This is a genomic window from Aeromonas sp. sia0103 (assembly GCF_963895295.1).
Lineage (GTDB): Bacteria > Pseudomonadota > Gammaproteobacteria > Enterobacterales > Aeromonadaceae > Aeromonas > Aeromonas encheleia.
On sequence record NZ_CAWQKG010000011.1, the window covers coordinates 1,225,722 to 1,247,983 of the forward strand.

17 protein-coding genes and 1 other annotated feature are annotated in these 22,262 nt (G+C 62.3%); of the genes, 1 reads left to right on the forward strand and 16 read right to left on the reverse strand.

Annotated features, from left to right (window positions below):
- Nucleotides 1-944 precede the first annotated feature (944 nt).
- The 4 genes from AACW18_RS08255 to AACW18_RS08270 all read right to left on the reverse strand — a co-directional run bounded on the left by AACW18_RS08255 (nt 945) and on the right by AACW18_RS08270 (nt 6,274).
- Nucleotides 945-2,549: a sensor domain-containing diguanylate cyclase gene (locus AACW18_RS08255; protein ID WP_218292123.1), complete on the reverse strand. Its 1,605-nt coding sequence runs from the start codon at nt 2,547-2,549 to the stop codon at nt 945-947.
- Nucleotides 2,550-3,147: 598 nt separating this feature from the next.
- A complete protein-coding gene (locus AACW18_RS08260; protein WP_256351780.1) occupies nt 3,148-3,687 on the reverse strand; it encodes a glycine zipper 2TM domain-containing protein in 540 nt (179 codons plus the stop codon).
- 264 nt (nt 3,688-3,951) lie between these two features.
- Entirely contained in the window at nt 3,952-4,491 is a 540-nt protein-coding gene (locus tag AACW18_RS08265) for a glycine zipper 2TM domain-containing protein (RefSeq protein WP_218292122.1), read from the reverse strand.
- Between the two features lie 256 nt (nt 4,492-4,747).
- A complete protein-coding gene (locus AACW18_RS08270) occupies nt 4,748-6,274 on the reverse strand; it encodes a YfcC family protein (protein WP_218388320.1) in 1,527 nt (508 codons plus the stop codon).
- A gap of 652 nt (nt 6,275-6,926) precedes the next feature.
- Between AACW18_RS08270 and AACW18_RS08275 the strand changes: the two genes are divergently transcribed.
- The gene (locus tag AACW18_RS08275; protein ID WP_218388321.1) at nt 6,927-8,549 is read left to right on the forward strand and encodes an acyl-CoA synthetase; all 1,623 of its coding nucleotides are present in this window, start codon (nt 6,927-6,929) and stop codon (nt 8,547-8,549) included.
- A 156-nt stretch (nt 8,550-8,705) separates the two neighbouring features.
- Here the strand turns inward: AACW18_RS08275 and AACW18_RS08280 are convergent, their stop codons facing one another.
- The 12 genes from AACW18_RS08280 to hisG all read right to left on the reverse strand — a co-directional run bounded on the left by AACW18_RS08280 (nt 8,706) and on the right by hisG (nt 21,929).
- Nucleotides 8,706-9,005: a hypothetical protein gene (locus AACW18_RS08280; protein ID WP_218388322.1), complete on the reverse strand. Its 300-nt coding sequence runs from the start codon at nt 9,003-9,005 to the stop codon at nt 8,706-8,708.
- A 107-nt stretch (nt 9,006-9,112) separates the two neighbouring features.
- Nucleotides 9,113-9,403 (reverse strand): hypothetical protein, encoded by a 291-nt coding sequence (locus tag AACW18_RS08285; protein ID WP_218388323.1) that lies wholly within the window; start codon nt 9,401-9,403, stop codon nt 9,113-9,115.
- 246 nt (nt 9,404-9,649) lie between these two features.
- Entirely contained in the window at nt 9,650-10,285 is a 636-nt protein-coding gene (gene hisIE / locus AACW18_RS08290; protein WP_371317022.1) for a bifunctional phosphoribosyl-AMP cyclohydrolase/phosphoribosyl-ATP diphosphatase HisIE, read from the reverse strand.
- Nucleotides 10,278-11,051, reverse strand: a complete 774-nt coding sequence (hisF, locus tag AACW18_RS08295) for an imidazole glycerol phosphate synthase subunit HisF (RefSeq protein ID WP_218291461.1) — start codon at nt 11,049-11,051, stop codon at nt 10,278-10,280. The genes hisIE and hisF overlap by 8 nt, the downstream gene beginning before the upstream one ends.
- Nucleotides 11,052-11,250: 199 nt before the next feature.
- Nucleotides 11,251-14,670 (reverse strand): PAS domain S-box protein, encoded by a 3,420-nt coding sequence (locus AACW18_RS08300; protein ID WP_218388324.1) that lies wholly within the window; start codon nt 14,668-14,670, stop codon nt 11,251-11,253.
- Nucleotides 14,671-14,784: 114 nt separating this feature from the next.
- Nucleotides 14,785-15,894, reverse strand: coding sequence for a response regulator (locus tag AACW18_RS08305; protein WP_218388325.1), 1,110 nt, complete (start codon nt 15,892-15,894; stop codon nt 14,785-14,787).
- A 127-nt stretch (nt 15,895-16,021) separates the two neighbouring features.
- Nucleotides 16,022-16,771: a 1-(5-phosphoribosyl)-5-[(5-phosphoribosylamino)methylideneamino]imidazole-4-carboxamide isomerase gene (hisA, locus tag AACW18_RS08310; protein WP_042654819.1), complete on the reverse strand. Its 750-nt coding sequence runs from the start codon at nt 16,769-16,771 to the stop codon at nt 16,022-16,024.
- A 5-nt stretch (nt 16,772-16,776) separates the two neighbouring features.
- Entirely contained in the window at nt 16,777-17,403 is a 627-nt protein-coding gene (gene hisH, locus AACW18_RS08315) for an imidazole glycerol phosphate synthase subunit HisH (RefSeq protein ID WP_218388326.1), read from the reverse strand.
- A 79-nt stretch (nt 17,404-17,482) separates the two neighbouring features.
- Nucleotides 17,483-18,616, reverse strand: coding sequence for a bifunctional histidinol-phosphatase/imidazoleglycerol-phosphate dehydratase HisB (gene hisB / locus AACW18_RS08320; protein WP_218388327.1), 1,134 nt, complete (start codon nt 18,614-18,616; stop codon nt 17,483-17,485).
- Nucleotides 18,617-18,627: 11 nt separating this feature from the next.
- Nucleotides 18,628-19,698 (reverse strand): histidinol-phosphate transaminase, encoded by a 1,071-nt coding sequence (gene hisC / locus AACW18_RS08325; protein ID WP_218388328.1) that lies wholly within the window; start codon nt 19,696-19,698, stop codon nt 18,628-18,630.
- Nucleotides 19,695-21,020 (reverse strand): histidinol dehydrogenase, encoded by a 1,326-nt coding sequence (hisD, locus tag AACW18_RS08330; RefSeq protein WP_218388329.1) that lies wholly within the window; start codon nt 21,018-21,020, stop codon nt 19,695-19,697. The genes hisC and hisD overlap by 4 nt, the downstream gene beginning before the upstream one ends.
- Nucleotides 21,021-21,032: 12 nt before the next feature.
- On the reverse strand, nt 21,033-21,929 hold the full coding sequence (gene hisG, locus AACW18_RS08335) for an ATP phosphoribosyltransferase (protein WP_042654814.1): 897 nt from the start codon (nt 21,927-21,929) through the stop codon (nt 21,033-21,035).
- Between the two features lie 24 nt (nt 21,930-21,953).
- Nucleotides 21,954-22,082: a sequence feature (His leader region), on the reverse strand.
- Nucleotides 22,083-22,262 lie beyond the last annotated feature (180 nt).

The window sequence follows — 22,262 nt, forward strand, 5'->3', positions numbered from 1 at the left end:
AGAGGGGGTAATAGCCTCAGGTTCTTCACTGTCATTACTATTGTTGCACCCTGTGACAATAATCAGAAACACCATAGGCAATAGCAGCCTGATATTGGATAAATGTTTTATTTTCATTCCCAAAACTCCATTTTAAAACCATGTCACAGTAGAAGGATAATTTGGTCAGTTAAACCTTAAGCCGTCTTTGTTAACAACAGATGACAACATCAACATTAATTACCGAGATAAAAATAAAATGTATGGCAACCTTGATATAAGCTGAATCGGGCTGGAGTTTAAAAATAATGCCATTGAACTTATGCTGTAATGCAACAGTGTTGGTGCAGGAAGTAGGGGTAAATGTCACATAAACAGCCAATACGGACTTTTTGAATAGCTGTTTAGAATAGTGCTATAGCTTGGAGATGTTTTAACCATGCCTTGGAAAGGTGTCACGTTGTCCATAAGGGACAAGCCACCAAGGGACCATTCCTCTGCATTTGCGGTATACCTTTAATTATCCCTCTGTAGTTGTAATGAATGTCTTTATGCCTCGCCCTCTAACAATGCATATCTGAATATGATCAGAATGTCTCACGTCTTACTCCCTTTTCCTTAAATTAGCCCTGGATCTGGCGATCAATCTCCTCATTGGACGGGAAGATCTGGCCGCTCTGGAGCGGCCGGCGACGGTGCAAGGTTGGTATAAATAGCAACGGCGGGGAGATCCGCCGTTTTGTTAGCTGCCGCGCACGTCTGATTAGGCTTCGCTAATCGAACCCAGGGCCCTCAAAGAGCAGCGAATGCTATTGCGGCGACGGGTTCAGCCTGATTTATTCGAGCCATAACGACGACTACCACCAGTGGTAATGCCAGCCAATTTATCCTGGCTGGCATTATTTTTTGCGCCTCTGTCGTGACATGCGGTTGTGGTCTCGCTATCGCACAACGAAAAAACGCGGTTAATACGCGATGGTCACCCTGTTGCGTCCTTCGTGCTTGGCGCGATAGAGCGCCTGGTCGGCCCTGGTCAGCGCGGTGTGTATGCCTTTGTTTACTGCCAGCTCATCAGGGGTCATCTGGGTAAGGCCAAAGCTCGCAGTAAAGTGGATCTGCTGGCCATTGTATTCCACCGCCTGAGCGGCGAAGCTGGCGCGGATGCGCTCCGCTACCTCGCTTGCAACCTCAAGTTCGGTCTGTGCCATGGCCACGACAAACTCCTCTCCGCCAAAGCGGGCTGCGATATCGCTGCCTCGCAGCAGGCCTTGCAATACATGGCCTACGCACCTGAGCACCGCATCGCCGCCATCATGGCCGTAGCTGTCGTTGACCTTCTTGAAGAAATCCAGATCCAGTGTCATGACACAGAGAGGTTGCCGGTGACGCTGCGCCAGGCTACAGGTGCCTTGGGCCCATTCGTCGAAGCGGCGCCGATTGGCTAGGCCAGTAAGAGGATCCTGGCGCGCCTCTTGGGCAAGGCGCGCGCGCTGCACGAAAATGATTCGCATGTGTCTCAGCAGGCACCACTGCAGGGCGGCCATGAAGATCACCGCCAAGCTGGTCCAGAAAACCTGGAGGTACCAGCCATGCAGCATGTCACGCTTGGCCATGCCCACCGCCAGTATCCATTTACCTTCGTTCAAGTTGAGGAATACCCCCAGGCGGGGGATGCCATCCACCGGTGAGAGGTAGTGATGCGCCTGGGCCGTATCGCTGGCGTAGTTCATCAGAGGCAAGAGTCGATCGTCGGGATGGGAGATGACTGAACCAGCCCCAGCCCCCATGCGGGCGAGCTGAACGGCTGTGTTGCGATCCAGCACGGCCATGGCACCACCTGGGCCAAGATCCAGGCCGCTGTGCTCCATTTTCCGGAACATCTTCTCCATGGCGCTGGAATTGAAGTAACCGGCGACGCCACCCAGATAGCGCCCCTGTGGGTCGCGGATGGCCCGGTACATCACGAAGCCCATGATGCCTGGATCGAGTCCGTGGCTCTGCCAGTAAATCAGACTCTCGGTGATCTCCTGGCTGCGCAGATCCTTGAACAGCAGCCGATCCCGGAAGCTTGCCTTGGCGAGTGTCGATGCGCTCAGTGCTTGCTCGAGTGGAAACACGCTGCTCTTGGCAACGAAATCACCGTTTGCATCGAAGATGATCACGGCGTCCAGCCAGTCCCGTTTCAGTTCCCGAACTAAAAAAGGTTCGACCTTGTCGAGTGTGACTGTGTGGTTCAGCAGTATGGCGTTACCGATGACGCGTACCTGATAACGAAGCGCATCCATGCTGGTCTCAAACTGCTGAGCCTCCAATAACGCCGTGTTGCGCAGGATGCGGGCGGTATTGTCTTCGATACGGTTGCGTTGATACACCAGGTGGCCAACGAAGAGGGAGGCCAGCAGGAGAATGAACAGCAGCAACAAGCCGCGTTGTGCAGTCAGGCTGAAGTTGCTCAGGACATAGTCGAGGATTTTGCGTAGTGAAAACCTTGATGGGAGATCTTTGCCGTCACTGGCGCGGGGTTTAACGGGGACATTCACGGCGGTATCGTGTGTCGTCTGGTCTTTCATCTCTACCTGCCTAGCAGTAAATCAGAGGGTGTTCTTTGGCCGTTGGTGTCGCTCGGCCAAGGTGGTGGCGAGCTTATCCCAATGCTGATCACGCCTTGTTTATTCGTTGATGTGCTGTTGGTGTATCCGAAGGGCTGGTGAGCAGAGCGTGATCGGGCGTTCGAGAGGCATTGCAGATATCAGAGCCAAGAGCCTTGGCTGCTGATGACTCTTTTATCATCAAGGTGGAATGTTGACCATGACATATATCAAGTGCCGGGCACAATGGCTTCTATAAACAGGCCAGCACACTGGAGCTTTCCCCTGTAATTCACCATAAACCCTAGCCCATAAGGACCCTCGGTACGCTGCGATAACGCAGTTAATCGAGGGGCCTTTTATGTTGCCTGATACCTACCCCATAGCTCTTGCCTGGTTGCTTCGCCCCGATGTGGAAGGGGGCGAGGTCAATCACCCGGCCGGCATCCAACAGCATGGGTGTTGGGCTTATCGACAGCAGGATAAACGGATCGGGTTTTACCGAATGCGTGTTGCCTGAGAGACCATGAAAAAGGCCCGCCTGAGGGGCGGGCCTGTGGCTATCGGGGTCGGGGCGCTATCAGGCTTGGGTGCCGTCGATCACCAGCTTGCCATCCTTGACCGGGATGGTGGTGCCCGGTGCCTTGTTCATGCGGATGATGCCTTCCTGACCGGCGAGGCGGTAGGTGACGTCATAACCCAGGGTGCGGGTGCTGCTGTCCTGCACCGTCTTGCAGCGCTGCTCCTGGGTGGTGTAGGTGTCATTGGCCTGCCGGTTGGCCTGTGCCTGGCCGCCGGCATAGCCACCGGCCACGGCGCCGGCGACGGTCGCCACCTTCTTGCCGTTGCCACCGCCAAACTGGTTGCCGATGGCGCCGCCGATCGCCGCCCCGACCAGTTTGCCGGCGACCCTGTGCTCATCCTGCACCGGTTGCTGGTGGGTGACGGTGACGTTATGGCACTCCTGTCTCGGGGTCTTGATGGTCTCGGTCACCGGCTTGCTGGACAGCACCTCGGCAAACTGGGGCTCGGAGGAAAACATGGATCCGCTGGCGACGGCCGACAGCGCCAATGCGGAGGCGATGCCGACGCCGATACCTGCCAACATGGATTTGTTCATCTCACTCTCTCTACTGTTCGATTGGTCAATTGCGGCTATTGTTGGCGCTTTGCCGTCGCGGCTCAAGGGAAGGGCCCGTCCGTTGCGACAGCGGCTGACGACAGCAACCGCCGACTCGCCGACGCTGTGTCTGCAATCGGCGACAAGGGGGAGGTGAGGGATCACTGGGCGGGCGAGGGTCGTCGGCCACCAATGAGTGCCGGCCATAAATTAGAAAGGCCCGCCGGAGGGGCGGGCCTGTTGCTATCGGGGGCAGTGGCGCTATCAGCCTTGCGCGTCGTCGATCACCAGCTTGCCATCCTTGACCGGGATGGTGGCGCCCGGCGCCTTGTTCATGCGGATGATGCCCTCCTGACCGGCGAGGCGGTAGGTGACGTCATAGCCCAGGGTGCGGGTGCTGCTGTCCTGCACCGTCTTGCAGCGTTGCTCCTGGGTGGTGTAGATGTCCCCGGCCTGCATGTTGCCCTGCACCTGGTTACCGGCATAGCCACCGGCCACGGCACCGGCGGCGGTGGCCACCTTCTTGCCGCTGCCACCGCCAAACTGGTTGCCAAGCACGCCACCGAGGGCCGCGCCGACCACAGTGCCCAGGATCTTGTGCTCATCCTGCACCGGCTTGCGGTGGGTGACGGTGACGTTGCGACACTCCTGTCTGGGGGTCTTGATGGTCTCGGTCACCGGCTTGCTGGCCAGTACCTCGGCAAACTGGGGCTGGGATGAAAACAGGGATCCGCTGGCCGCCGCCGACAATGCCAGCGCTGAGGCGATACCGATCCCGACACCTGCCAACATGGATTTGTTCATTTTGAGTTCTCCTGAAATGCATCCTCTGATGCTCATCACGCTTGCGGTCATCTTGGCAGAACGTCGTGGCGGCACAAGCCGATGGCCATACAGGCACGACAATCCCTGACTTCACCAAAAAGCCCGGCGCCGACCAGGTGTCTGACTTTGGCGACAAGGACGGAGCATGGCTGGGCAACTGCTTGAAACGTATGGGTAAGACGATAAATATAAAAGCCCCCGCAGGCGGGGGCATTGCTGTAGGGCGGGGGCAGGCTCAGATCATCATGACCTGCACCACCAGCATCAGGGCGCCAAAGCCCAGCACGAAGCCCACCATGGGCAGCACGAACCTGACCCACTGGTTGAACTGGATGCCGAGCATCTGCAGGGTGACCAGCACCAGCCCGGTGGGCGCCAGGAACAGCATGGCGTATTGCCCCCAGTTGTAGGCCGACACCACTATATAACGTGGGATCATCACGGTATCGGCGAGCGGCGCCATGATGGGCATGGAGAGCACCGCCAGCCCGGAGGAGGAGGGCACCACCAGTCCCAGCAGGGTGAACACCAGCATCTCGGAGACGGCGAACACGGCGCCGTGCATGCCGGAAACCAGCTCGGAGGCGTAAGCCAGTATGGTGTCCGAGATCATCCCCTGATCCAGCACCAGGTTGACCCCGCGCGCCAGGCCGATAATGAGCGACACAGCCACCAGCTCGGAGGCGCCCTGGGTGAAGGCCTCCACCGCCTCTTTCTCCTTCAGGCCCGAGATGAAGATGATGATGATGGCAATGGTGAGGAAGGAGGCAGCCATCTGCGGGAACCACCAGCCGGCCATGGAGACGCCCCACACCATCAGCGGGAAGGCGAGGATGAACAGGGTCAGGATGATCTTGCGGCGCAGGGTGAAAGGCACCCCTTCTTCCAGAGCGCCCCCTTTCAGGAAGCGGGCACGGAAGCTGTCTCTGTCCTCATAGGTATAGGAGAAGGTCGGGTTGGCCTTGATCTTCTTGCAGTACCAATGGAGGTAGGCGATGACCACCAGGGTGCCCACCAGGCAGCCGACGGCGCGAAAGCCCAGCCCCTCGGTGAAGGGGATGCCGGCCGCATTGGAGGCGATCACCACCGAGAAGGGGTTGATGGTGGAGAAGGTGGTGCCCATGGAGGCGGCGAGGAAGATGGCGCCGACGCAGACGATGGAGTCATAGCCCAGCGCCAGAAAGATGGGCACCAATATGGGATAGAAGGCGACCGCCTCTTCCTCCAGCCCGCAGGTGGTGCCCCCCAGCGCCATCACGAAGCAGACCAGGGCCACGAACATGAACTCGTTGCCCCGGGTCTTGCGCGACAGCGCCACCAGCCCGGCATTGAAGGCGCCGGTCTTGTTGATGACGCCGATCAGCCCGCCGAGCACCAGGATGAAGACGATGATGTCCGCCCCCTCTATGGTGCCCTTGACCATGTTGACCGCCACGTCGGCGAGCCCCTTGGGTGATTGGGCCAGCCGCTCATAGGTGCCAGGAATGGCGATGGGTTGGCGTATGGTGCCGCTGGTGAATTGCTCCACCCCGATATTGATGTTGAGTTTTTCCAGTTCGGCCTGAGTGGCGGGTACCCGGCTTATTTCGCCTTGTGGGCTATTCACCATCAAGGTGGTGCTGGTCGGGCTATAAGAGAGTTTTGAGTAGGCGCCCGCCGGAATTATCCAGGTGAGGGCGATGGCCAGCAACATGATCAGAAACAGAATGGTAAAGGCGGTGGGAAATTGTCTGCGTGAGTGCGTATTCGGCTCGGCACACATAAAATGCTCCTTGATAAAGCAGGTTTGGGCTCGGCGGAATATCGGGTCGATAGGGTTCCATCGTCATAGCAAGCTGTGCGCATCTCTACTGTCGATAGCGCACTCTCTGGCGAGAAATCTGGCCTGATATTGAACATCCGGTAGATTGTTTCACCGAGCAACCATAACGCTCTGAGGTGAGCATGAATACAGAAGGGCGCCTGCTTTATGGGGTGGCTCACAGAATATATTTCCTTGGGCATGGTCGTCTGTGACCATTAAGTTCTGCCTTCCCCATTCAAATAAGTCATAACTATTTCCTGGTTTTTGATGGATATAAATAACAACAAATGCCCATGTGGTAAATATGTCATAGGAAGCGCATGGGCAGCCCGGTCAATGCATATTGTTTGGGGGTTTATTCTGACCGTAAATATATGAGGCGGCGTCACCCCTGATCATATGAAAATAAATTCATCTGGTGCTGATGCCTGTCTGTGCCATCTGTCCGAGGCTGACTAAGACGTTTTGCTAATACCTGCCGCCGGTGGCCCCTGATACGCTGCCATTCCCATCAGAAACCCGCCACCGCATGATGCCAGGCGCGGTTTCCCGGCCGTGGTGCGGCCACGGCATGTCACCCGCTTTGTGCCACATGTGAGGAAGGAACCCGATGACAGAGCAGAACATCTATGAGATTGGCCTCGACCAGAGCGCCGCCAATTTCGAGGCGCTGACCCCCTTGAGTTTTCTGACGCGGGCCGCCCGGGTTTATCCCGACTATCCGGCGCTGATCCACGGCCCCCTCAGCCGCACCTGGGCCGAGACCGAGGCTCGTTGTCGCAGGCTCGCCTCCGCCCTGCGCCGGCACGGGATAGGCGAGGGGGACACGGTCTCCATCGTAGCACCCAATATTCCGGCGATGTTCGAGGCCCACTTCGGGGTGCCCATGAGCGGCGCCGTGCTCAACACCATCAACACCCGGCTCGATGCCGAGTCCATGGCCTTCATCTTCCGGCATGCCCAGAGCAAGGTGCTGCTGGTGGACAGGGAGTTTGGCGCCGTGGTCGGCAAGGCGCTGGCCCTGCTCGACGCCGCGCCGCTGCTCATCGCCATCGACGATCCCCTCTATCAGCAGGGGGCGCTGGTCAGCGAGCTCGACTATGAGACCTTCATCGCCACGGGCGATGGGGCGGAGCCCGGCTGGCTGCCGAGGGACGAGTGGCAGGCGATCTCCCTCAACTACACCTCGGGCACCACCGGCAACCCCAAGGGGGTGGTCTATCACCATCGCGGTGCCCACCTCAATGCCATCAACAACGTGCTCTCCTGGGAGATGCCCAAGCATCCCGTCTATCTGTGGACCCTGCCGATGTTCCACTGCAACGGCTGGTGCTTCCCCTGGACGATGGCGGCCACCGCCGGGGTGAGTGTCTGCCTGCGCCATGTTCAGGCGGGCGCCATCTATGAGGCCCTTCATACCCACAAGGTGAGCCACTTCTGCGCGGCCCCCATAGTGCTCAACATGCTCAATAACGCCGATGAGGCGCTCAAGCAGGGGCTCGATCATCCCATCAAGGTGATGACAGCCGGCGCGGCGCCGCCGGCCACGGTGATCGCCGGCATGGAGGCGATGGGGATCGCGGTGACTCACACCTATGGCCTGACCGAGACCTATGGCCCCTGCGTGGTGTGCGAGCCCCAGCGCAGCTGGCAGGGGCAGGATGCCACTGTCCTGTCGCGGCTCAAGGCACGCCAGGGGGTGGCCTCACCGCTGCAGGGGGAGATGCGCGTCGCCAATCCGGTCAGCGGCGAGCCGGTACCCCAGGATGGCAAGACCCTGGGGGAGATCTTCCTGCGCGGCAACGTGGTGATGAAGGGCTATCTCAAGAATCCCGCGGCCAGCGAGGAGGCGATGGCGGAAGGCTGGTTTCGCAGCGGCGATCTGGCGGTCTGGCACCCGGACGGTTACGTGGAGATCAAGGACAGATCCAAGGACATCATCATCTCGGGCGGGGAGAACATCTCCAGCCTGGAGGTGGAGGATGTGCTCTATCGCCATCCCGACGTGGACGAGGCGGCGGTGATCGCCATGCCCGATGAGAAGTGGGGGGAGGTGCCCTGCGCCTTCGTCAAGCTCAAGGAGGGCAGGGAGTTGAGCCAGGCTGAGCTCATCGCGTTTTGCCGCGAGCAGATGGCCCACTTCAAGGCCCCCAAGCGCATCATCTTCACCCCGCTGCCCAAGACCTCCACCGGCAAGGTGCAAAAATACGTGCTGCGCCAGCAGCTGGAGTGAGGCTGGTTTGCCATCAAAAACGGGCCCAGGGGCCCGTTTTTTTATCGTCGGTGCAAAGCCCGCGGCGGGCCATTGTAGCGCGGTCAGCAGGCGCTCTGCTGGGGGGGGGGGGAGGCATATGACGAGCAGTAAAAGGGGCCAGTCATGCCCGGCCGATCAGCGGGGGGATTTACCACCCTTGATGCGCTTGCTCAGCTCCTCACACAGGCCGGTGATGAAGTAATAAAGCCCTCCCTCCTCGGTGGCCTTGGTGTATTGCGTCAAGGGTTCGATCATGCCGCTGCGAAAGGTGTCGAGGGCCTCGCGATCGTTGTCTGCCTCGATGTAATCCCCCACCACCTCGAAGCCCTGCTCAAGCAGTTGCGCCTTGGCGGGCAAGAAGGAGGGGGATGACATCAGCAGGAAGGTGACGCTGGCGGGATCTTGTCCCAGGCGGAAGAACTGGTATTTGCTCATAGGGCCTCTGGCGATGGACTGTGTCCCATGATTATCCTTGGGGGCATTCCTGCTGGGCAGGCCCCATGTGCGGCGCCGAAAGGGGCCTTTATTCAAGTCGGCTTCAGTCAGCGCCTTGGCGGTTTGCCCTTGCCAAACAGCCGGGGGGCATGGAGCAGCGTATAAACAAAAGCCCCGGTGGCTGTGAAGCCACCATAGGGGCGGCTGGGATCGGCCATGTTGAGCCGATGGGATTCGGCCGCCGCGCGGGCATCGGCGGCCAGTATGGGTTCGCCGATAACCTCGAATCCCTGTGCCAGCAAGGCGGCCTTGTCTGCCAGAAAGCTGGCCGACGCCATGTCGAGCAAGGTGAAGGCGGCGGGCGCCGCCGGGGTGGAGAAAACCTGAAATTTGTTCATTGAGCCTGGCTTGGGGATAGGAGAACGGTTCGCCATTATCGCCGCCGACTCAGGGGAGCGCGACTCCCTGTACAGGGGGCTGGATCATGCTCGCGGCCTGTCCTGGCACGCCAGCCCGCTCAGGCGAACGGAGCTAATCCCTGAGAAATAGGCTTGAAAGGCGTCAATCCTCCCACGAGGAGGGTGGTGACGCTGGTGCATAAAAAAACGGGCCAGCGGGCCCGTTTTTTTATATCAGTTCAAAGACTACTTGTTATGGCGCTCATACAGCCGCTGTACCACATCTTGCAGGCCCAGCCCTTCGTTTTGCAGCAACACGGTGAGGTGATAGAGCAGGTCGGCGGATTCGTTGATGAGCTCCTCCCGATCCTTGGCCATGGCGGCAAGCGCCACCTCGACACCTTCTTCACCGACCTTCTGGGCGATGCGCTTGGTGCCCTTGCCATAGAGGCTGGCGGTGTAGCTGGTGGCGGGATCGGCGCCCTTGCGCGCCGCCAGGATCTGCTCCAGCTCCGCGAGGAAGCCGAGCGGCGGCACCGGGTGAGCGTCGAAGCAGGAGGGGGTGCCCAGGTGGCAGGTGGGGCCGACCGGGTCGGCGGCGATCAGCAGGGAATCCTGGTCGCAGTCGGTGCTGATGGCGACCAGCTTGAGCACATGGCCCGAGCTCTCGCCCTTGGTCCAGAGCCGCTGCTTGCTGCGGCTGAAGAAGGTGACCTGGCCGGTGGCCTGGGTCTTCTCCAGGGCTTCGCGGGTCATAAAGCCCTGCATCAGCACCTGGCCGCTCGCGGCATGCTGCACTATGGCGGGGATCATGCCATCACATTTGGCCCAGTCCAGGCGCTCGATGAGCGGGACCTGGTTCATAACATCTTGATTACTCACGGATGGCGACTCCTTCGTTTTTCAGCCAGCGTTTCAATTCGGGAATGGGGATAAGGCCCTTGTGGAACACTGAGGCGGCGAGGGCCCCGTCCACATCGGCCTGGGTGAAGGCATCGAGAAAATGCGCCATGGTGCCGGCACCGCCGGAGGCGATGAGGGGCACCTTGCACAGGGCCCGCACCAGTTTCAGCTGTTCGAGATCATAGCCCTGGCGCATGCCGTCCTGATTCATCACGTTCAGCACGATTTCCCCCGCGCCGCGGGCCTGCACCTCCTTGACCCACTCCAGGGTGGTCCAGGCGGTGGTGCGGGTGCGACTCTCGTCGCCGGTAAACTGCTTGACCTGATACTGGCCGCTCTGCGCGTCGAAGTAGGAGTCGATGCCCACCACCACGCACTGCACGCCGAAACGCTCGGCCAGCCGGCTGATCAGGCTGGGATCGGCCAGGGCCGGGGAGTTGATGGAGACCTTGTCGGCACCAAACTCCAGGATCTGGCGCGCATCTTCCACGCTCTTGATGCCGCCGGCGACGCAGAACGGGATGTCGATGACTTCCGCCACCCGGCTCACCCAGCTCTTGTCCACCACCCGGGCATCGCTCGAGGCGGTGATGTCATAGAACACCAGCTCGTCGGCGCCCTCCTCGGCGTAGCGGCGGGCCAGTTCGACTATGCCCCCCATGACTTCGTGATTTCGAAATTGCACTCCCTTGACCACCACGCCGTCTTTGACGTCGAGACAGGGGATAATACGCTTTGACAACATGCTCGTTGCTCCATGTAAAGCACGGTTAACAAATCGATTCGGCCAGCTGACGCTGGCGTTCTCGCGATCCTGGATAAAGCGGGTTGGCATGGTGCAACCGCAGGCCCCATCTGGCGAAGTGGCAAGGCCGGCCGCGGCGGGAGAGCCCACACTATAAGCATGAGTGAGTACCCCGATCCAACCCTTTCTCCGCTATTCCTCAATGCCGGGTGATGGCGCCGGATCCCTCCGAGTGGAAGGCCAGCAGGCCGTCTTCTGTCTGTTTCAGCCCCCTGACGGTGAGCAGGGCACCGTCGAAATCGAATCCTTGCAGCTGCTGTGCCAGCAGGGTGCCCCGCTCGCCGAGACCGGTGAGCAGGGCGCCGGCATGTTGCTCGAACAGCGTGATGGCGGCGGTGTCGCTCTGGGCCAGCAAGGCCTCCAGCTGGCGCAGCAACTGCTGTTGCCAGTGGCTGCTCGGCAGGGGGGAGGCGGCATCCTCCGGCTCGTCCTCGCTGCCCAGCCGGTTCGCCAGCTCGACCAGATCCCGGCCTATGCCGCCGATCAGGGCGGCCAGCAGATCCTCTTCGCCTGCCCTCAGGACCCGCTCCAGCTGCAGTCCCTGCTCGGCCAGACTGGTCAGGCCCAGGGTCGCGGCGGCGCCGCGCAGGCTGTGGGCCAGCCCCAGGGCCCCGGCGTGATCGCCCTCGGCCAGACATCCGGCCAGGCGCTCGGTGTCGCCCTGATGCTGGACCGCGAAGAAGCGCAGCAGCCTGAGGTACTTCTGTTGATCCCCCTGCAGCGCTGCCAGCCCCTGCGCCATATCCCAGCCGGGCAGCTCCTGCAGACGGGCGAGGGGAGGAGACAGCTGTTCGACCTGACGGCTGGGGGCCTGCGACGGGGCGCCCGCCGGCAGCCACATCCGCAGTGCCTCGAACAGCCTGGCGGGGGTCACGGGCTTGGTGATGAAGTCGTTCATGCCGGCGCTCTCGCAGGCCTTCCTGTCCTCCTCGAACGCGCTGGCGGTGAGCGCCAGTATGGGCACCTGATCCTGACCCGGCAGGGCCCGGATGGCGCGGGTGGCGCTGTAGCCATCCATCAGCGGCATCTGTATGTCCATCAGGATGAGATCGAACGACTGGTCGCGGATCTTGTCCAGCGCCTCCAGGCCGTTGACTGCCGTCTCTATGGTGAGGCCGCTGCCGGTGAGCAGCTCGGTGATCACCTCGCGGTTGATGGCGTTGTCCTCCACCAGCAACAGGCGCGCCGGGTGGGGGGAGAAGAAGGCTTGCTTGGGCTGACTCGGCAGCACCGCCGGCAGGGGGATGCTCTTGCCCGGGGCGAGCTGGGCGGTGAACCAGAAGCAGCTGCCCTTGCCGGGGGTGCTGTCGACCCCGACTTCGCCGCCCATCAGCCTGGCCAGCCGGCTGGTGATGGCGAGCCCGAGGCCGGTGCCGCCGTACTTGCGGGTGGTGGAGACATCGGCTTGCTCGAAGGCCTGGAACAGCTTCTCGCGCTGGAACTCGGTGATGCCGATGCCGCTGTCCTCTACCTCGAAGCGCAGCAGATAGCCGCTGACCAGCTTGCGCAGCATCCGCACCCTCAGGGTGATGGTGCCCGCATCGGTGAACTTGATGGCATTGCCGGCATAATTGAGCAGGGCCTGGCGCAGCCGGGTGATGTCGCCGTTGAGCCAGACCGGGGTGCCGCCGAGATCGACCTGAATGTCGAGCCCCTTGGCGCTAGCCTGCTCGTCCATCAGGGCGCAGACGTTATCCAGCATGGCGACGAGGGAGAAGTCGTGGCACTCCAGCACCATCTTGCCCGCGTCTATCTTGGAGAGATCCAGGATGTCGTTGATCAGGGTGAGCAGGTGCTGGGCCGCGTTGTCTATCTTCTCCAGCCGATTGTGCTGGGCGATCTCCTTGGCATCCCGCTTGAGCAGGTAGGTGAGGCCCAGGATGGCATTCATGGGGGTGCGGATCTCGTGGCTCATGTTGGCGAGGAAGGCGCTCTTGGCCTGGTTGGCGCTTTCGGCGCGCTGATGGGCCTGCGCCAGTTGCTGGGTGCGCTCGTTGACCATCTCCTCCAGGTGGAAGCGGTACTGATCCAGCTCCTCCCCGAGCTGCTTCTTCTCGGTGATGTCGGCCTGCACCGTCACGAAGTGCGTCACCTGGGCATGCTCCCGTCGGATGGGAGAGACGGAGGCCATCACCTGATAGTGGGAACCATCCTTGCGCCTGTTGGTGAACTCCCCGTGCCAGCGCTGGCCCTGCTTGAGGGCATCCCGCAGGGCGACATGGGTGGCCGGCGGGGTGAGGCCGGAGTCGAACAGCTGGGGGGTCTGCCCCAGCACCTCCTCCTCCTGGTAGCCGCTGGCGGCCAGGAAGGCGGCGTTGACATATTCGATGCAGGATGCCGTGTTGGTGATGAAGATCCCGTCCGGGCTCTGCTCCAGGGCCAGCGACAGCTGCCGCAGTTGCTGCTCGGCCAGCTTGCGATCCGTGATGTCCTGCACTGTGCCATACAGCTCCACGATGGCGCCGCCGTCGTCCCGTATGGCGGCGCCACGGGCGATGATCCAGACGGCTTCCCCGCCGGGGGTGACGACTTCGGCATCACACTCGTAGGGGGTGCCATCTTGCAGGCAGCGATCCACGGCCTCGCTCAGGGTGCGCCATGCCTCCTCGGTGAAATAGTCCTTCACCTCGGGATAGACGGCGGGGGGGAGCGCCTGATCCCGGCCATAGATGCGAAAGATCTCCGGGGACCAGTAGTGGGTATCCTGGGCTATGTGCCAGCGCCAGTTGCCGATCTTGGCCAGCCGCTGGGATTCGCGCAGGATCACCTCGTTCCGGCGCAGGGCCGCCTCGGTCTCCTTGCGCTGCTGGTGGTCCTCGATGATGGAGATGAAGTAGTCCGGCTTTCCCTGGGGATCCTTGACCAGGGTGGTCGTCAGGGTGATCCAGAATGCCTCGCCCCCCTTGCGCAGGTAGCGCTTCTCCAGGGCGTAGTGCTGGCGCTCGCCGGCCAGCACCTGATCGACATAGCTCTGATCGATGAAGAGGTCGTCCGGGTGGGTGATCTGCTGAAAGCTCATCTCCATCAGCTCATCGGCCCGGTAGCCCACCATGTCGCACAGCCTCTGATTGACCCGCAGCCAGCGCCCCGTGGGGGAGACCAGGGCGATGCCGACGGCGGCCTGCTCGAAGGTGGCCTGGAAACGCTTCTCGCTCTGCTGCAGTCGGGACTGGGTGTTCAGCAGCTCCTGCCAGCGCTGGTTCTCCCGGGTGCGGGAGCGGTGCATGGCCGCGCTCAGCAGGCTGATGAGGCAACCGTTGGCGATGAGCAGACCCCACTGCACCTGATCCTGCCCGCTGGCGATGAACAGCTCATAGCGTGGCGGCAGGAGGAGATAGGCGGTCATCAGGGCCACGCTGAGGGTGCTGATGAGCCCCGGCAGCAGCCCTCCCAGCAGGGCGCAGATGATGATGGGCAGCATGAAGAGCACCAGCAGCGGCCGCTCCTCGACGGGAATGGGCAGCTGGAGCCGGATCAGCAAGACGAACAGGGGCATCAGTATGGCCAGCAGGCAGGCGCCTATCCGTTGATGCCTATCCAGAGGGAATGACCACTTCATGGGGCAGGCTCCGCAGGCAGCTTGGGGATCTCGGGGGGTTGGGTGCTTTGTCCAGGCCGGATGGCGAGGAGATGCCGCCGCAGGGGGGATACAGGCATCCTGAGCGGGAGACGCTTAATCACGGGGCACCTCGTGATCGTCCCGGTAGCGCTCGGCGATGGCGATGAACTGCTCGAACTGTTCGTCGAAGGCGGCCACCACGTCCGGATCGAAGTGCAGCCCGCAGCCCTCGAGGATCAGGCTGCGCGCCTGCTGATACGACATGGCGGGCTTGTAGACCCGGGCGCTGATGAGGGCGTCGAACACATCGGCCAGCGCCATCAGACGGGCCGACACCGGGATCGCATCGCCGTTCAAGCCGTCCGGATAGCCGCTGCCGTCCCACTTCTCGTGGTGCCAGTGCGCTATCTCCTTGGCCAGGGTGAGGAAGGCCAGCGGCTGCTCTATGTCCCGCTCCGCCTCCTCGATGGCGTCGCTGCCGAGCTTGGCATGGGTGCGCATGACGGGCCACTCCTCGGGGGTCAGTTTGCCTGGTTTGAGCAGGATCTGATCCGGGATCCCGACCTTGCCGATGTCGTGCAGGGGGGCCGAGCGGCTCAGCAGCTCTATGTAGGCGGGGGTCAAAGTGTTGGTGAAGCGGGGGTGGCTCGCCAGACCGATGGCGAGCTGGCGCACATAGAGCTGGGTGCGCAGGATGTGATTGCCGGTCTCGGGATCCCGGATCTCCGCCAGATGGGCGAGGGCGCGGATGGAGGCCTGCTGGATCAGATCATTTTCCGTCATGCGCCTCGCCACTTCGGCCTCCAGCAGCGCGTTCTGGCTTTGCAGCCCATCCCGTGCCTGCTTGGCCTCCAGCTGGGTGCGCACCCTGGCCTGGACGATGGCGGGGTTGATGGGCTTGGTGATGTAATCGGTGGCGCCGAGGGCCAGCCCCTGCTCCTCGCTGCGAGGATCGGAGAGGGCGGTGAGCAGCACCACGGGAATGGAACTGGTGGATGGATCTGACTGCAGCCTTCGCAGCACCTCGTAACCGTCCATATCCGGCATCATCACGTCCAGCAGGATCAGATCCGGCCGGGCCGAGCCGGTGGCGATGCGCAGGCACTTCTCGCCCCCCTGGGCGGCCAGCACGCGGTAGGTGGGGGTGAGCAGATCGGTCAGTACCATCAGATTCTCGGGTGCATCGTCGACGATCAGGATGGTGGCGGCTTGGGCTGTGAACATGGCGCCTCCGCGACGCAAATGGGTCAGTCGAGTATAGAGTCGATTGTTATTAAGGGATAAATGATGGTTCAGACTCGACGGCGCGCCAGTCGTGAGCCCGCGGGCAGCGGGCTCACGTTGCCTTCGCTCAGCGGCTGCTGGCCTCGTCGGCCCAGCAGGCGATGGCATCACCCGCCGAGAACTTGCCCTCCAGCAGGGCGCGGCCGAGGATGATCCCCTTGACGCCGGAGCCCTTGAGCGCCTCTATGTCCTGCAGGCCGCCGATGCCACCGGAGGCCTGGAAGGCCACGCTGGGGAAGCGGGCGCAGAGATCCTGGTAGAGTGCGACGTTGCAGCCCTGGAGGGTGCCGTCGCGGCTGATGTCGGTGCAGAGCACATGCCTGAGGCCGGCGGGGAGGAAGCGCTCGATCAGTGCTTCGATGGTCACCCCGCTGTTCTCCTGCCAGCCCGCCACCGCGATCTGGCGATTGCCTTGCGGGTCTATGTTGACGTCCAGCGCCAGCACTATCTGCTCTGGGCCGTATTTCTCCATCCAGCTCGCCACCAGCTCGGGGGACTTGACGGCGGTGGAGCCGATCACCACCCGATTGGCACCGGCGGCCAGCAGATCGGCCACATCCTGCTCGGTGCGCACGCCGCCGCCGACCTGCACCGGCGCCTCGGTGGCCGACAGCAACTGGGTGATGAGCGCGAGCTGGCGCGCCTTGGCATCCTTGGCGCCGTCCAGATCCACCAGGTGCAGCTGCAGTGCGCCCTGGGTCACATATTCATCGAAGCGCGCCTGGGGGCTGCTGCTGTATTCGGTCTTCTGGCCGTAGTCGCCCTGGTAGAGGCGAACGACCTGGCCGTTAATCAAATCAATGGCGGGAATGATCATCCTTGTCACAGCTCCAGAAAGTTTTGTAGCAAACGGGCCCCGGCCGCGCCGGAACGTTCCGGGTGGAACTGGGCGCCGAAGAAGTTGTCTTGCCCCACTATGGCGGTGAAGGGGGTGCCATAGTCGCAGCTGGCCAGGGTCGCCGCCGTCACCTCCAGGGCATAGGAGTGGACGAAGTAGAAGTAGCTGCCGCTGGGGATGCCTTTGAGCAGCGGGTGAGTTTCATCGTGCTCGATCTGGTTCCAGCCCATGTGGGGCAGGCGCAGGTTGCCCACCTCCATCAGCCGGATCCGGCCCGGTACTATGCCGAGGCAGTCGATCAAGCCCTCACCCGGCTTTTCACTGCCACACATGGTCTCCTCGGAGGCCTGTGCCAGCATCTGCATGCCGAGGCAAAAACCCAGCAGCGGCTGGCGGGCGGCGCGAATGAGCGGCACCAGGTTGCGCTCATTGAGGTTGCGCATGGCGGCGACTGCGGTGCCGACCCCGGGCAGGATCAGCTTGTCGGCACTCTCGATGTCGGCCGCGTCGCGGCTCACCAGCGGCGTGACGCCGAGGCGCTCGAACGCCATCCGCACCGAGGCCAGGTTGGCGCAGCCGGTGTCGATGATCACCAGTTTCTGATTGCTCATCGGGTACGCCTCCCCATGGATGTCTGCGAGCTTGGCACCATCAAGGCGGTATCGGTGATGACGAGGTTCTGGTTAGCCATCACAGCACCCCCTTGCTGGAGGGCAGCTCGCTCCCTTCCACCCGGATGGCCTGGCGCAGGGCGCGGCCGAAACCCTTGAACAGCGCCTCCACCTGGTGGTGGGTGTTGCCGCTGCCGACCTTCATCTGCAGGGTGATGGCCATGGCATCCGACAGGGAGCGGAAGAAGTGGGGCACCATCTCGGTGGCCATCTCCCCCACGCTGTCGCGACCAAAGCCGCTCGGGCAGTCGAACACGAAGTAGGGGCGGCCGCTCAGATCCAGCGCGGTGGCTACGTCCAGCTCGGTGAGGGAGGGGGCGTCAGCGCTCTGACGAGGGCGGCCATCGATCACCGCCTGCACCTCGTCCATCGCCAGCACGAAGCCGAAGCGGCCGATGCCGCGCTTGTCACCCAGCGCCTGGCGCAGGGCCTGACCGAGCGCCAGCCCTACATCTTCCACCGTGTGGTGATCGTCGATGTGCAGATCGCCGCTGACTTTCAGCCTGAGGCGGAAACCGGCGTGGGTGGCGATCTGATCCAGCATGTGATCGAAGAAGCCGATGCCGGTGGCGATCTGGTTGCCACCGCTCTTGTCGAGATCCACCGCCACCTGGATGCGGGTCTCCTTGGTGTAGCGCTCCACCTCGGCGACGCGGCCCTTGGACAGCAGCTGATCACGGATGGCGAGCCAGTCGTGATCCTGCGGCTGGTAGCGGATGCCACGGATGCCCATGTTCTCGGCAAGCTGCAGATCGGTCTGCCGGTCGCCTATCACGAAGGAGTTGGCAAAATCGATGCGACCCGAGGCGAGATACTCCTTCACCAGCCCGAGGTTCGGCTTGCGGCAGCTGCAACCGTCGGTGGGGAAGTGGGGGCAGATCAGCACCCGCTCCCAGTGAACCCCCTGGGATTCGAACAGGTGCATCATCAGATCCTGGGGCGGCTGGAAGTTTTCCAGCGGCAGGCTGGCAGTGCCCAGCCCATCCTGGTTGGTCACCATCACCAGCACATAGCCGGCGGCCTGCAGCTCGCGCAGCACCGGGATCACCATGGGCTCGAAGCGCAGCTTGGCGAGGCTGTCCACCTGCTTGTCGGTCACCGGCTCTTCGATCAGGGTGCCGTCGCGGTCGATAAACAAAAACGGGGTCTTCATGGGTTACATCCTTATAAACGAGGGGCGGGCAGATCGCGCAACACGGCGAGCACGGCGTCCATCTCACCCCGATAGCCGATGGTGATGCGGATGCTGTTTTCGAGGCCCGGCTTGGTGGAGAAATCCCGCAAGATGATGCCGGCGGCCTTCATGGCTGCGAACACGGTGGCGCCATCGACGAAGCGCACCAGCACGAAGTTGCCCTTGTCCTCGAAGATCTCGCGCACACAGGGCAGCGTCGTCAGCTCGGTCTTGATGAGGGCCTTCTGCAGGTTGAGCTCAGCCACCCGCTCCTGCATCAGTTCCAGCCCCATGGGGCTGAGGGCCTGGGCCGCGATCTGGGCGATGGGCTCGGGGATGGGGTAGGGGGCGATCACCTTGGTCAGCATGGCGATGATGTCGGGATTGGCCAGGGTGAAGCCGCAGCGGATCCCCGCCAGGGCGAAGGCCTTGGAGAGGGTGCGGGTCACCACCAGATTGGGGAAGCGTGCCAGCAGATCCACCACCGATGCCTCAGGGCAGAACTCGATGTAGGCCTCGTCCACTACGATGATGGCGCGATCCCTGGCCTTCTCCAGCAGGGCGATGAGGCCGCCGCGGCCCACTAGATCCCCGGTGGGATTGTTGGGGGAGCAGAGGAACACCAGCTTCACGTCGGACAGGCGATCGGCGATGGCGGGCCAGTCCGGCTGACGGCTGACCGTCAGCGGCAGCTCGACTATGCCCACGCCGCAGGTCTCGGCGCTGATGGCGTACATGCCGTAGGTGGGCGGGCAGATGAGGATCTGATCCTGACCCGCCTCGCAGAAGGTGCGGATCAGCAGCTCGATGGCCTCGTCGGCCCCCCGGCTCACCAGCACCTGCTCCGGTTCTACCCCGGCATAGGCGGCATAACCGTTCACCACCGCGGCCGGCTGGCACTCTGGATAGCGGTTGAGGCGGCTGCCCTCGATGGTGAAGGGATAGGCCAGCGGCGCCTCGTTGGCGTTGAGCCAGACGTGGCCGTTGCCGCCGATGCGGCGGGCGGATTGATAGGGGGTGAGGGCCCGCACCACGCGGCGAGCCAGATTGGCGATGCTCATGACAAATCCTTCTGCGGCTTACTTTTTTGAGAGGTGCCGGCGAGGGCGTTCAACCTCAGGGTGACGGCGTTCTTGTGGGCATCGAGCCCCTCGGCCTGGGCGATGCGCTGGACGATGGGGCCCAGGCCTGCGATGCCCTCGGCGCTCAGCTCCTGCACAGTGTAGCGGCGCTGGTAATCGGCCAACCCCAGGCTGGAGCAGGTGCGGGCATAGCCGTAGGTGGGCAGGGTGTGATTGGTGCCGCTGGCGTAATCCCCCACCGACTCCGGTGTCCACTGACCGAGGAAGATGGAGCCAGCGTTCTCGAGTCTGTCCAGCAGATCCCGCGGCGCCTTGGTCTGCACTATCAAATGTTCGGGTGCATAGGCGTTGGAGATGGCGCAGGCCTCATCCAGGTCATCGCACAGGATCACCAGGCTGGCCCCCAGCGCCTTGGCGGCGATGTCGCGCCGGCTGAGCAGGGCGAGCTGGCTTTTGATTTCCCCTGCGATGGCATCGGCCAGCAGCGGCGAGGTGGTGACCAGCACCACCTGACTGTCCGGGCCGTGCTCAGCCTGGGAGAGCAGGTCTGCCGCCACGAAGGCGGGGTTGGCGCTCTCGTCGGCGATGACCAGCACCTCGGAGGGGCCGGCCGGCATGTCGATGGCGGCACCGCGCCAGTCGCGGGAGACCTGGCCCTTGGCCTCGGTCACATAGGCGTTGCCCGGGCCGAAGATCTTGTCCACCTTGGGAATGCTCTGGGTGCCATAGGCCATGGCGGCGATGGCCTGGGCGCCGCCGATGGCGAACACCTTCTCCACGCCGCAGGCGCGGGCGGCAAACAGGATCTCGTCGCTGGCCGGGGACGGGGTGCAGAGCACCCGCTCCCGGCAGCCGGCGATGGCGGCCGGAATGGCCAGCATCATCACGGTGGAGGGGAGCGGGGCGCTGCCCCCCGGCACATAGAGGCCGACCCGGTTGATGGGCTGGGTGCGCAGCTCGCACAGCACGCCGGGCTGGGTCTCGACCCGGATCACCGGCTGCGCCTGGGCGGCGTGGAAGGTGCGGATATTGGTGATGGCGGCGTTGATGGCGGCCTTGATGTCGTCATCCAGCCGCGCGCAGGCGGCCTCAATCTCGGCCTCGCTCACCCGCAACTGCTCGCGGGGGGCGCGCTCGAAACGCAGGCTGAGCTCTTGCAGGGCCTCGTCGCCCCGGCTGCGCACGGCACCGATGATCTCCTTCACCACGGCGCCGATGTCGGCCTCGTCGCCAAGGGCGGGCCGGGTCAGCACGTCGGCCTGCTGGGCGGGGGAGAGGGTCTTCCAGATCAGGGTCTGCATGGTGTCCCCTCCTTATTCCATCATCTTCTCGATGGGCAGCACCAGAATGGAGCTGGCACCGAGGGCCTTGAGCTGTTCCATGGTCTCCCAGAACAGGGTTTCGCTGGATACCACGTGCAGCGCCACCTGATTGGTGTCACCGGCCAGTTGCATGATGGTCGGGCGCTCGGCGCCGGGCAGCAGATCGGTGATGGCGGCCAGCTTGTCTTTCGGGGCGTGCAGCATGATGTACTTGCTCTCGCGCGCCTGCTGCATGCCCTGGATGCGGGGCAGCAGCTTGTCGATGATGGCCTGCTTGGCGTCGTTCAACGGATTCGGCGCCTGCACCAGCACCGCCTTGGAGCGGTAGATCACCTCCACCTCTTTGAGGCCGTTGGCCTCCAGGGTCGCGCCGGTGGAGACCAGATCGCAGATGGCGTCGGCCAGGCCGGCGCGCGGTGCCACTTCCACCGAGCCACCCAGCATCACGCTCTTGAAGCTCAAGCCCTGCTCGTCGAAGAAACGCTTGAGCAGACCGGGGTAGGAGGTGGCGATGCGCTTGCCCGCCAGGCTGGCGGGGCCCTGATACTCCACGTCATCGGGAATGGCGAGGGAGAGACGGCAGCCGCCGAAGTCGAGCTGTTTGAGGGTCTTGACCGCGAAAGGCTGACCCTGGGCGGCGCGGATGAGCTGCACCTCTTCGAGTACGTTCTCGCCTATGATGCCAAGATCGACCACCCCTTCCATCACCAGGCCCGGGATGTCGTCATCGCGCACCCGCAGGATGTCGATGGGCATGTTCTCCACGTGGGCGATGAGGCGCTGCTCGCGCAGGTTGATCTTGAGGCCGCAGCTCTTGAACAGGGCCTGGGAGTCCTGGCTCAGGCGACCGGACTTTTGCATGGCGATGCGTAGACGTTGTGTTTCCATTGCTCGATTTCCTTCTAGTCAAAAACGAAAAAACCCTCGGAAGTGTGTGCTTCCGAGGGTTTATGAATCTTGCGGTCCTTTTGGAAGTCACCAGTTAAGTGTCTTCCAGCAGTCAACCTCCTGAAAGACTAGTCGGGATGATGATGGTGATGATGAGTCTTCAGCAGGGTGAACTTCATGTAATCAATCCTTTACAAATAAGATGTCGTAGTTGACGCCTGATTTAAACTACCTGCCTTGACAGAAAATGCAACCTGAAATTGTGATTTGCCCGATTAAAGTGGAGAAAACGGTTTTCTGGTCGATAACTAAACAAGATAGCCTGAGGAGTGA